Consider the following 11,772-nt stretch of genomic DNA (forward strand, 5'->3'; position numbering starts at 1 on the left):
TGTTCTACCTACAAAAACACCGAGAAATGACGCCTTTTTAAGCTGAAATCCGGGTTTTGAAAAATTTTCGGAGTCCGGCACCTCTCGGTGCCGAAAAAACCTGTCCATAATCTTGACATCAGCGCCGCCAACTACAAAAAGGTCAGTTCCTTTTTCATTTATCTTTCGATTAATCGCAAATGGCAAGTCTCCGCTCATTGGTAGATACTTTGTACCTTCCATTTTGGCAGAGTAATAGCCCGGTCCCTGAGTCACTTCGTCTTTTGCTGGCTTATCAAAAGATACTAATTGTGACACACCTATGCTACGCTCACCTTCAGCTTCCGAAATTGAATGATAAAAAACCATTCGTAAATTTGAGGCTGCGAATGGCGCAAATTTTCCAATACCTTTACTTCCGGCTGATGCTTCGTCATCTTTAACTGAATCACCAGCGACAAAAATCAATGATTGCCAATTTTTGTCCGCCAATCCTTTGGTATTAAAATCACTGATTTGAAGTACCGGAACCGTTGCTTCGTTGATGACATTTTCATATGTGTTTAAAAATTCTTGTGCTGTTTCTGAGCTATCCCACTTTGATCGCATTGCAGGTAAAGCCACATTTCTCAGCTCCCCGATACCTGGAATGGCGCTAGATGGAATATCATGTTTTTGGAATTTAACCACGACCGGACCATCCAAAGCTGAATCCTTAGCATCCAAAGAGTTCTGAATACCTTCACGTGTAATTGAATTTATTGGAACATCAGAAAACGTATCGATTCCAGCTGCGTTAATTCCACTAAGTGTCAATCCCTTGCCACTAGGAAAAATCCAAGAATCAGATTGCTTCTTAACCGTAGATCTAAAAAAATCCATACAACTATACCTACCCCCATATAAATAGTCTTTATTTAATTAGATCATAAATCGAAGCAAAACTCACTAACAAAACGATCACCCCGTTAACTAAATACAAATTCTTCATTAACGGGCAACAAAAAAGCCGAGCATAAAAGCCCGGCTTTCACATTTTTACTGTATTCGCGTGATAAACCAATTCATAATCGAATTAACAGAACTAGCTCGACGTGGAACTGTGCTACCACCAATGTCAGGTCGATGTAATCGGATCAAATCTTCAACAATATTCTTTTCAGGCAAGTGTCCTGTTGCAATCCACACCTCAATCATCGCCCGGAATATTGGTCGCTGAATCAATTGCTTTGCAAACAGCCCTAGCTTTGTATTGTAATCGCACTTGATAAACATGCTGCCCAATTCAGAAACTTTGAAATAACCACCCTTCTTCTGTGCTAATCCGAAGTACTCCGCTGCATTGGCATAATAATCAGACTGCCGAATATCGAACTTAAACGATTCTGCCAGATACTCTTTCGTTCCAACAGAAAAGACATCACCTTGCTCACTTTGAATCGACTTGCCACTCAATACAACTGGAATTTCAAATATTTTCTCCGGGTCATTGGCCTGAATAAACGGTACCAACTCACCATCTTCTCGCCTTGGTTCCATCGAATTCGGTTCCTGTGCTAATAGCATTTTCAACGTATCGCGTGTAACCGGCTTCGACTCTTCCTCAAATACAAATTCATATTCTCGAATTTTCTTAAGCGAGTTAAAGTCATTGATATCAGTAAACTGATAAACGTGGAACGAAAACACATCGTCCGTATAAGTGAAATACGCCGAATATATTTCCTTTGGGAACTTCATTTGGTCATGATAAATCCGCGTTGGAATATATAACTGGCGAATATTGAAATCCTCTGGTCGCTTCTTCTTCGATTCGATAATCAACACACGACTGGGCGATTCATACACCCCATCGATCTCAGATTGCCAACCATCAATCACAAATTTAGTTTGCCCATCCCTAAAATGACTAATCTGGAAGTCGATTAATCCGGTTCCCTTTTTACCGCTAAGCGTTGCAACAACATCAGCATCCAAATCATTCATGACATACTTCAACATGCCACTCATTTCAGCGACTGATTGTGCAACCGCCTCGCTATTTATTGTTTCCGGACTCTCTGGACGAATGCCAGAAATCCATTTAGGAAACGTCATGCGCACTGGTTCAAGTACTTCATATTTCAAATTTTCAAAAGTCTTGAAGTCTGAAATCTCATAACGATCCTTCCCCATAGGCATTAATGAGAATTGGGCTTTCTTACCAAACACTTCCTTATTAACTGACTCTTTAAACACTTCCGGTAAATCACTACTGAAGTCAAACTTCAACAAATTTCGTGCATCCGGCGCGTTATCAGGCCGATTGGCGTAATACTCTCGCACGTACTTATTGATATCGCTACTCGTAATTTCAAATCCGCCATTTTTTTTAATTTGATTAGGAATGTCAAAACGGTCAAATAAATATTGCCATGCGATATCTTGCTTTCTACTTCTTACTTTTGCCATGATCGTTTACCCCCAACTACGTACCAGCACCTCAGAAACTTTTGCACGACTACTTGCTTTCGCGGCCACAAATCGGTGTGCTTCAACAGTCTCAATCACGCCGACTCCTTCATATAGTTCATGAAGTAATGGCACGTCATTGTTAGACAACAGCACATAAACGCCACGATCCTTCAATTTCTTAAACAAGTCACGCAAACGCACCTGTTCGTCGTAACCAAATTCACTTGAGTAACTTGTAAAACTAGCTGTATCACTTGCTGGAATGTATGGTGGATCAAAATACACAAAGTCCCCGGTCTGTGCTTTTTCTACTGCCTTCTCAAAATCTCCCGTCAAAATGTCGATATCTGCATTATTCAAATATTCCGAAACTCGGTGAATTGCCACCTCGTCAGCAATCTTTGGATTCTTATATTTGCCGTATGGGACGTTGTTTTGCCCCTTGCTATTAACGCGCCACAAGCCATTGAATCCAACCTTAATCATGTAGATAAAACGCGCTGCTCGCTCGATTTCGGTCATCTGTTCCAAGCGACCATCGCGATCGGTTAATCGTAAATCAAGATAATATTCCTTAGAATTGTTAGCTTGATGTTCAACCAACTGAGCCAACAATTCATCTGGTTGATCACGTACCACACGCCATACGTTCGCCAACTCAGGATTGAAGTCATTAACAATCGCCTTATTTGGTTCTAAAGACAGCAAAAAGGTACCCCCACCCAGAAACGGCTCAAAGTATGTTCCAAAGTTTTCGGGAACATACTTGGCCAATTCCGGAAGGAGCTGCCTTTTTCCACCGACCCACTTAATAAATGGGCGGATCTCACCTAGTTGGTTGGTTGGTTGGTTGGGTGGTTGGTTGGGTGGTTGGTCGGTTGGTTGGTTGGTTGGTTGGTTGGTTGGTTGGTTGGTTGGTTGGTTGGTTGGTTGGTTGGTTGGTTGGTTGGTTGGTTGGTTAAGCATGCGTGCGATCCTCTTATCTGTCAAATTGGATCTTAATTGTTGATCACTTTTTTAAATCGATCAACTAACAACACAAAAACACCACCAATCGAAACGATTAGTGGTGTCTTCGGATCAAGCCAGCTGGGTTACTGGCGATCTGCATTTTAAGGAGTAGGGAGTTTGAGTTGGGATTCTCAAACGGGAATATGAGTCATTCTTAGGGATTTGTCTTAAGGGTTATCCCCTTTCGACATGATTAATAATAAGGTTGCTACCTTAACGCACCAATAACTGGGTCTGAAAGTTAGCTTAATTTAGTACGCACTCACAACATTCATGAAACCATAGTACCCATTCATATTGGCGTAATTCCTTGCTTCCCATTCGCTGTAAAACTGACGGGCGCCAAACTTGCCAAAGACAAATCGTGGCATGCCGTTACTGATGTCTTGTGCGTACTGACCATTAATTTCAATGATATACATCACCGTCCACCTCTTCATTCAATATCACATCAATTTTACGCGTCATCCCAAAAACATGCTGGTTTCCAGCTCACGCAAAAACGCCGTTAGTCCCCAACTAACGGCGTTTTCTCGTTTAATTCAAACTCCCCGTCACAACCTGACCACGCTTGATAACGCGTGGTGCGTCCGTCAACACAGCCAAATATTGCAATGGATCACAGTCCAAAATCAACATGTCCGCATCCTTGCCTGGCACCAATTCTCCAACACGGTCAGCAATCCCCAACAATTCTGCCCCACGAACCGTTGATGCGAGCAACACTTGTTCTGGTGTCATCCCCACGCTTGCCAACAAGCGAATTTCCACACCCGGACCAGACTTGAAATCGTTATAACTCGTACCGGCATCCGTCCCCATCACAACATTCACACCAGCGGCTGCTGCATCACGAATGCTTTGTTGGTGCGCCTCCCACAGCGCTGAAGCCTTATCGTACATATAAGCTGGAATATCATCCTTATGTTGTAGCATCTGCCAAGGCGCCGCCATCGTTGGCACAATCGCCGTATTCGTATCCAACAACATTTGGATGGTTTCGTCATCCAAATACACCGCGTGTTCAACTGAATCAACACCGGCCAAGATGGCATTCTTGATGCCCTGCGTGCCTTGTGCGTGCGGCATCGCCGGCTTACCCTTGTGGTGTGCTTCAAGCACCGCCGCTGTCATCTCTTCCAATGATAATTGCTCGTCAGTTGGTTGTTCACCATCCAAGGTCACGCCACCAGTTGCCATTAGCTTAATCGTTTGCGCCCCGTGCTTAAGATTCCATCGGGCTGCCTTACGCACTTCATCAACACCGTCGACTTCCATACCGATCTTTGACCCGTGACCGCCCGTCATCGTCAACGCTGCGCCACTACCGATGATGTCTGGTAGTTGCAGGCGTTGCTGACGAATCTTGCTTGCCAACTTCAAATCGATATTATCCGTTGATCCAGCGTCACGAATAGTCGTCACCCCACTTGCAATCGCATCCTGCAAATTCTGCAACGCAACCAATGTATCCAGCGTTACATCTTGACCCGCACGTTCACGGCCGTCAGCTGCCATCACAATATGCGTATGGGCATTAACCAGCCCCGGCACTAGATACTTGCCTTGCACATCAACCGTTTGATCAGCCTCACGCACGGTCTCAACCACCTGACCAGATACCGTATCAACTGACACTGTTTGTGACTTGAACCCCTCGTTTGTCACATACACATTTCCACCAACATAATTAACAATTGTCATATCATTTTCCCCACGTATTATTTCTTAACTGCTTTTGTAAAGTCGAACGTTGCGCCGACTGTATTAATCTGAACCCCAGTTACCTTAGGGTTAATCATCACTGAATTTGTCACATCAAATAGTGTCGTTGCTGGTACCTGCGTTTGATAAATCTTCTCGGCACGTCCCAAGTCAGCCATGCGGGCTTCGTTGTCCATCACGTCTGTTGTTTGGGCTGCCGTCAACGCAGCGTCGTACTTCTCGTCAGTCCAATTACCAAAGTTGGCCGTGGCCCCCGTTTGCCAGTTAGCCAAGAACGCTAGTGGATCGGCGTAATCACCGTTCCATCCCACCAACACCATCTCGAATTGTGATGACAACATCGCCTTCACATGGGCTGTTTTTGGTTGCGTCTTCACTGTCACTTGCAACCCTGGCAAGTGGCTTTCTAGTTGTGACTGCAAGAATTGGGCTTGGTTCTTTGATGAATCATCATTGTCAGCCAACAAAGTTAGTGACGTCTTCTTAAGTCCTTCTTGCTTCATTGCTTTTTGCCAAAGGCGCTTAGCTTCCTTGGTGCTGTAACCCGTGTTCTTAACCGCATTCACCTTCGCAAAATCAGTCTTTGTCTTCGGGTCCGTCACAATGCCAACTGGTGTAAATGTCTTGCTTATCGTTGCTGGATCAGACATAACGTTCTTCACCATCGCAGCCTTGTTGATGGTACGTTGAATCGCTTGGCGGACCGTTTGGTTAGACAAGATACCCGTCTTCACATTGAAGGCCAAATCTTGCGTACGCGCTTGCTTGATTTGGTGATAACCAGCCTTGTTCTTCACACCTTTGATTTGCGTTGCTGACAACTCGGTGTAATCGACCTTGTTTGATTGGTACAAATTGAAACCAGTTGATGACTCGGTCACCGTTTGGAAATGAACCTCCTTTGGCTTCACCTTCTTGGCATCGATGTAGTACTTATTCTTCACCAAGCGGTATGACTTGTTCGACCCATTCCAACCCACGACCTTGAAAGGACCGTTATAGAGCGTGTCTTTTGCCGTTGAATCGTACTTGTCACCCACCTTAGTTTCGAAAGCTTGGTTTTGTGGATAAAAGCCCTTTTCCGTTAGAATCTTGGCCATCATTGGTTCAGGTGCAACCAGTGAAATCTGCAACGTCTTATCATCAAGTGCCTTGATACCTAGCGCTGACAAGTCAGTTTGTTCGCCGGTATTGAGTGCCTTGGCGTTTTCGATGTTATACATCAAGTTAGCTGACGTTGAAGCGTTCTTTGGGTCGATCGTACGTTGCCACCCGTAGACGTAATCTTGCGCCGTCACAGGTTCGCCGTTTGACCACTTCAGGTTGTCACGCAAGATGATTGTCCAAGTCTTACCGTCTTCTGAGACAGTGACCTTCTTGGCATCCGCCAACTTTGGTTCGTTGTTCTTACCAGCGCGGTACAAGCCTTGCCCTGACTGGTCGATAATTTGTGATGAAGCCACATCTGGCGCACGAGATGGATCAAGTGTGCTCAAGTCGGCTGATTGCGTCCAATTAATAATCTTGTCTGATGCTGCAACATCCCCCGCTGGTGTAACCATCCATCCAAGCGTTGCCGTTGCAAGTGTCATCAATGCTAGTGTCTTTGTGTTCATGTCGTAACTCCTCATGGTTTGGCGAGTTACTAAAGCGCTTTAGTCAAAATAAAAAACGACCAGTATCCATCCGGAAGATACTAGTCGTTACTCGTGTGTAAAATCGAATAATCCACTAGCCTTCACCTATCGCGGTGAAAGCTAGCTTGCTCAAAAGCCATCATTCACCGCTTCTTAAAAAAGAAAAACGCGAATGACGTAAAGGCATTAACTGAATATGCTGTTGTGTGTACTGAATTGTTCATGATAATGCCTCCTGCTTTATTTGATGTGTTAAGAATAGCAAACCTAAATGATAATGTCAACACCATTTTCTAATTTAATTTTAATTAAACGCTTTACGCCAAACAAAAATGCCACTAGGTGGGAAATCTAGTGGCATTTTCGGATCAATCCGATTGGGAGGTCGGCGATCTATTGGTTATTTTTAAGGAGTAGATTGTCTTCGATGGGATTCTCAGACAAGGGAGTATGAGTATGTTGATTGCTATGGGTTTCTTGTCTTAAGGGTTATCCCCTTTCGACATGATTAATAATATAGCCGGAACCTTAACTCAGAAATAACTGAGGCTGAAAGTTAGCTTAATTTGTGGTCACCATCAATCCCTCCAGTTCTTCCAAACAAAAACACCACTAGCTGGGATACTAGTGGCGTTTTCGGATCTAGCTGATTGGGCGATCAGCGATCTGTTCGTTATTCATATAAGGAGTAGGATTGTTTTAAGATATCAACCTTAAAACAGGAGTATGTTTTCATTGCTATGGGTTTCGCGTCGTAAGGGTTATCCCCTTTCGACATGATTAATAATAAGGCCGAAACCTTAAAGGATTAATAATAGTTCCTGAAACGTAGCTTAAATTTTGATTTTCTATTTATTCCAACAAAAAACGCCACCGGACGGGCAATCCAGTGACGTTTGGAATTAGCAGACAGGTGTCCGCTAATTGTTTAGGAGTAGGGTTGTTCAAGGTGGGGCCTTGAACAGTATGAGTAGTTGTTTGCTATGGGCATGCTGAGGAGTTTCCCTCTCAACACGTGCCATATTAAGGCGCCAAACTTAAACGAGGGATAAGATTAGCCGATTTCGTCGCCAAGAATTTCCGCTCGATTAAATCTCCCGCTAGGCAGTTGCTGCGCCTACTTGTTCTGGGTAGACACCACCGTTTTCGTCACGGCGCTCGAACAACGCCGTTAGCGCTGTTTTAAGATAAGTTTCATCCCCATCATTAACCGCACGCCAAGTTGCCATGTCACCATTTGACTTCATGACAATGTGACCAGTATCTTCGTAAACATCATGGTGGGCTTCGATGAAATAATCAAACGCCATCACTTGTGCGTCTTCATAACGCTTAATTACAGTTACCATCTTGAGCCCCTCTCGTAAGTTTCACTTTCATAAAGTAAATTATACCGTTTTTATCCCACTTCTGCCTAGCTTTACACCCTATACGAAAAGAACCGGTCTATTCAGACCGGTCCTTTTAACAATTATGCAACCAATTCTTCTATCATTGTCTCAATCACATTGGCGCCCAATGGCTTGCCATAGATTGGTACACCGTTGGCGTCAACCAAGAAATCAAATGATGCCAACTCCGCCATAGCAGCCTTCACACGGTCGGGCGTCAAATCCGGATCAATGTTCATCATCTTCAAGTGCACCTTCGCACCAGCAACCTTTGCAAACTTCCCCTCAAATACCAAATCCAACTTCTTCATGTTCACTACCTCCGATTATTCTGCCAAACCTGCATCATACGCGTTCATTTCCGTCGCCGAAATCGATACGATATCCGTTTCAAAACCAAGGTTCACAATAACCTGACCAAGTTGACGCAGTTGTTCGTCCGTCGTACCAACCTTTACGTTGAACGTGCGGACGTATTCAGCTTCCGTCTCCGCTGCCTTCGTCACATATCGTACCTTCATTTGTCCCGTCATTTCGTCATTCCTCCAAATTCATTTAGGTGGCCACCTGTTTTTGTCGACACCTATACTAACGAAATGAGTTAGCCGTTTTGTCGCATCAAAAAAGGACTACTTTTTCAAGCCGTCCAATTTTGGTTATTGCCATGTCCCGATTGTGTCCAAGACACCATCATGGTTATTATCTGAAACCGTTGGTGGGAACTCGTCCAACAACGGCTGAGCTGCGTTGGTCATCGCAAAGGGGTGGCCAACCAGACGTAGCATTTCAATGTCGTTACCGCCATCCCCAAACGCTGCCATCTCTGCCGGTTCGATACCATAATAAGCACCGAGTTCTTGTAGCCCAACAGCCTTGTTGATGTTCGGTGCCACGATATCAATCATGCCGAACCCTGACGTGGTCACGTGCGCGGTGCCAGCTAACTCACGGTTTAGCTGGGCCATAAAGGCTTCCGCGTGTACTTCCGGCCAGTTCACAATGATTTTCACGACTGGTTCCGTGATTTCATCCAAGCTGTCGATGAAAATCAAGTTTGGGAACTCAGCGACCATGTGGTGATAAAGCTCACCTTGCCCCTGATCAGCACGTAGCATGTAGCCATTCGTCGCCGTGCTATAAACATTGCCATGCCCCGGTGACAATGGTGATTCTGCCACCGCCTTCATCGCGATTTCCATGTGCTCACGCGACAAGCTGTGCAAGGCCAGTTCCTTGTTATCCTTTGTGATGACTTGGCCACCATTTTGCACGACGTAATCAAATCGCCCCACGAACGGTGCCAAAAAGCGGTCCACCGTCGCGCGATCATTACCCGTCGCTGCTACAAAATGATAATCGCGTTCATCCAAGTAATCCAGTAGCTTCGTAAATTTGTGTGCATTCACTTGTTGGTGCTTATCAAAGAAAGTGCCATCCAAGTCAACTGCAATTAGTTTTGGAAATGCCATCAAAAGTCCCCCCGTCTTTCTATGCTTTCCTCCGCTCCCTCGGTACTAGTATGACAAGAATATTTGAATGATACAAGAAAGGGATACGCCGATTTGGCATATCCCTTAATCATTAACCCACGAAGACGTTCTTTCCCAAACTCAACATGTGTAGGTATTCTTCTGATTCACTTCCGATAATGAACGCTGCGTTTCCTGACAAGATGGTCAACTTGCCTTCTTCTGAACGTTGGTAAACACGATCAAAGAGTTGTTCTTGTAGCTTAGGCTTATCACCAGCCAATTGCTCAAGGTTTTCAATAACCAATACTTCGTAATCATCGTATGTGTCCTTGAACTTTTGTGTACCAACTTGGCCACCACGCAAGCCGGCTTCGTAGTCCTCAACAAATTGCTCAACGCCAGTTACGTGAACTTCTGAATCCAACGCTTCCTTAATCATGCGCTCACGCATCTCGTAGCTTTCACCACGGACCAAAATCATGTTCAAGTGATCAGTACCAGCCACCGCTGTAGCTGCGCGCTTAATTTGACCTGGCACATCGTGGATATCAACATCTTCTGTCTTCATTTCAAGCAAGCTAGACAAGGCTTCGATTTGTTGGTTCAAACCAGCCACCTGGGCCTTCAAGTTCAAAATAACTTGCTCAATTGCTTCTTGGTGTGCAACATCAACCATAATCATTTCCTCCGTAGTCACGTCCTTTTGTACTTACATTTTACCATGTAAGCGCTTATTTCTTCAGAATTAAGCACCCTTGGCTAAAGTGGGCTATAATGGCTTTACTAACTAAAAATCAGACGGATGGTAACCGCATGACTTATACCTACCTTTATGAACGCGAGCCTTTGTTCACCGATAATGATATCGATGGTTTTCTTGGAGCTGTCGAGTTGGATGCTGATATTCGCGACATCCCCTTCGACTTGGCGGAAACGCAACAATTAATTCGTGACCTGACTGCCCAATTGTCAGATGACACGCCAACTGCAATTGGGTTCTTTGCCACGTACCCAACTTATGGCCACTATGATGCCTTGGGTCGTGAAATTGACGTCACGCTAGAAATCGCAGTTTCACGCTAAGACACCAGCCACCCTTTTTGTCACCGGAATTTGTATAATGAAGGCAACAATTAGGAAGAAAGGTGGTCCACGACTATGGGACTTTTCGGAAACAAAGATTTTTCATTGCCAATGACAGTCGGTGATATTCCAGCCGGGTTTGAGGCAATTCAAATCGTCACATCAATCGCCATGTCACCCACCGACGCACTAGCCGATTTGGCCAAGGAAGCTGACAAGCTTGGCGCTGATGAAGTATTAAACGTTCGCTTGATGGGCGATGAAAACTACACCGCTTACGGCGATGCTGTTAAGAAGAATTAGTGAATCATACACCTCAATCTTGGGGTGTATTTTTTATTTATACATACATGCGGTTGTCACGTGCGCGCCAGTTACCATTGGCAGCACTCACACCGATTTTCTTTGCTAAACCAGCCCAGAAACGGATATCTGACAATGACACAGCCCCCAATACACTGGCTTCCGCATCATAAAAATCACTCATATCCAGACCATGATCACGAATAATCGGCAACACGAAATCACGTTGCATTGTCTTAAACGCCAACACTGGAATCAATCCGCTTGCAACTTTGGCATCAAATTCATTAAACGCGTCATATCTAATATCTTCGATTTCCCCTTCTAACATAGATGACAATCGTCCGTGCCAAATACGATATTCAGTCTGCTTATCTGCCATATGCATCTACCCCTTTGTTATTAAGTTAAACTTAATATATCACGGTTATACCTAATTTTCAAACAACAAAAAATGCGATAGTTTATTCAGCTATCGCATTTTATTACTTATCAAGCTTTCTCATAGTTATCCGAAAACAATTTGTTCAAGTGCTTCTGCCGCTACTTTAGAAACGTTAATGTTGTTCTTTTTAGCAATATTGTTTAAGCCCGGATTATTCATCAAGACAAACAAAAACCCGCTGAAACGACAAGTTAATACCGTTTCAGCGGGTTTTGCGCTTTCACCCGTTGGGTGAAAACCATAGGAGCTCTTTTTTATGATATTTTGTTAGT

14 protein-coding genes and 1 pseudogene are annotated in these 11,772 nt (G+C 44.3%); 3 read left to right on the plus strand and 12 right to left on the minus strand.

Annotated elements, in window-relative coordinates:
• The 3 genes and pseudogenes from C6P11_RS08620 to C6P11_RS08630 all read right to left on the minus strand — a co-directional run.
• A pseudogene (locus C6P11_RS08620) lies at positions 1 to 861 on the minus strand (hypothetical protein); the annotation flags it as partial.
• 156 nt (positions 862 to 1,017) lie between these two features.
• Positions 1,018 to 2,430 carry a type II restriction enzyme gene (locus C6P11_RS08625; protein ID WP_135520360.1) on the minus strand — a complete coding sequence of 471 codons (1,413 nt, stop codon included), beginning with the start codon at positions 2,428 to 2,430 and terminating at the stop codon, positions 1,018 to 1,020.
• Between the two features lie 6 nt (positions 2,431 to 2,436).
• Complete coding sequence (locus tag C6P11_RS08630; RefSeq protein ID WP_245299852.1) at positions 2,437 to 3,258, minus strand: DNA adenine methylase; 822 nt, start codon at positions 3,256 to 3,258, stop codon at positions 2,437 to 2,439.
• On the opposite strand from C6P11_RS08630, the gene C6P11_RS11495 reads away from it, so the two are divergent.
• The gene (locus tag C6P11_RS11495) at positions 3,249 to 3,395 is read left to right on the plus strand and encodes a hypothetical protein (protein ID WP_432430735.1); all 147 of its coding nucleotides are present in this window, start codon (positions 3,249 to 3,251) and stop codon (positions 3,393 to 3,395) included. The genes C6P11_RS08630 and C6P11_RS11495 overlap by 10 nt on opposite strands.
• A 300-nt stretch (positions 3,396 to 3,695) precedes the next feature.
• Here the strand turns inward: C6P11_RS11495 and C6P11_RS11005 are convergent, their stop codons facing one another.
• From C6P11_RS11005 to C6P11_RS08665, 8 genes are all read right to left on the minus strand, one after another.
• Entirely contained in the window at positions 3,696 to 3,866 is a 171-nt protein-coding gene (locus C6P11_RS11005; protein ID WP_167849556.1) for a hypothetical protein, read from the minus strand.
• 115 nt (positions 3,867 to 3,981) lie between these two features.
• Positions 3,982 to 5,148, minus strand: coding sequence for a metal-dependent hydrolase family protein (locus C6P11_RS08635; RefSeq protein ID WP_135520364.1), 1,167 nt, complete (start codon positions 5,146 to 5,148; stop codon positions 3,982 to 3,984).
• 17 nt (positions 5,149 to 5,165) lie between these two features.
• The gene (locus C6P11_RS08640; protein WP_167849557.1) at positions 5,166 to 6,785 is read right to left on the minus strand and encodes a peptide ABC transporter substrate-binding protein; all 1,620 of its coding nucleotides are present in this window, start codon (positions 6,783 to 6,785) and stop codon (positions 5,166 to 5,168) included.
• A 1,121-nt stretch (positions 6,786 to 7,906) separates the two neighbouring features.
• Entirely contained in the window at positions 7,907 to 8,155 is a 249-nt protein-coding gene (locus C6P11_RS08645) for a hypothetical protein (protein WP_135520368.1), read from the minus strand.
• A 122-nt stretch (positions 8,156 to 8,277) separates the two neighbouring features.
• Positions 8,278 to 8,508, minus strand: a complete 231-nt coding sequence (locus C6P11_RS08650; protein ID WP_135520370.1) for a DUF2922 family protein — start codon at positions 8,506 to 8,508, stop codon at positions 8,278 to 8,280.
• 15 nt (positions 8,509 to 8,523) lie between these two features.
• Positions 8,524 to 8,730, minus strand: coding sequence for a hypothetical protein (locus tag C6P11_RS08655; RefSeq protein WP_135520372.1), 207 nt, complete (start codon positions 8,728 to 8,730; stop codon positions 8,524 to 8,526).
• Positions 8,731 to 8,853: 123 nt separating this feature from the next.
• Positions 8,854 to 9,666, minus strand: coding sequence for a Cof-type HAD-IIB family hydrolase (locus tag C6P11_RS08660; protein WP_135520374.1), 813 nt, complete (start codon positions 9,664 to 9,666; stop codon positions 8,854 to 8,856).
• Positions 9,667 to 9,778: 112 nt separating this feature from the next.
• Positions 9,779 to 10,345 carry a hypothetical protein gene (locus C6P11_RS08665; RefSeq protein ID WP_135520376.1) on the minus strand — a complete coding sequence of 189 codons (567 nt, stop codon included), beginning with the start codon at positions 10,343 to 10,345 and terminating at the stop codon, positions 9,779 to 9,781.
• A 98-nt stretch (positions 10,346 to 10,443) separates the two neighbouring features.
• On the opposite strand from C6P11_RS08665, the gene C6P11_RS08670 reads away from it, so the two are divergent.
• Together C6P11_RS08670 and C6P11_RS08675 are read left to right on the plus strand one after the other, a co-directional pair.
• Positions 10,444 to 10,752 carry a hypothetical protein gene (locus C6P11_RS08670; RefSeq protein ID WP_245299851.1) on the plus strand — a complete coding sequence of 103 codons (309 nt, stop codon included), beginning with the start codon at positions 10,444 to 10,446 and terminating at the stop codon, positions 10,750 to 10,752.
• Between the two features lie 75 nt (positions 10,753 to 10,827).
• Positions 10,828 to 11,055 carry a DUF1471 domain-containing protein gene (locus C6P11_RS08675; protein WP_135520378.1) on the plus strand — a complete coding sequence of 76 codons (228 nt, stop codon included), beginning with the start codon at positions 10,828 to 10,830 and terminating at the stop codon, positions 11,053 to 11,055.
• Positions 11,056 to 11,092: 37 nt separating this feature from the next.
• On the opposite strand, the gene C6P11_RS08680 is transcribed toward C6P11_RS08675, so the two are convergent.
• On the minus strand, positions 11,093 to 11,437 hold the full coding sequence (locus C6P11_RS08680) for a hypothetical protein (protein ID WP_135520379.1): 345 nt from the start codon (positions 11,435 to 11,437) through the stop codon (positions 11,093 to 11,095).
• Positions 11,438 to 11,772: the final 335 nt, after the last annotated feature.

Source organism: Weissella confusa, assembly GCF_004766315.1.
GTDB lineage: Bacteria > Bacillota > Bacilli > Lactobacillales > Lactobacillaceae > Weissella > Weissella confusa_A.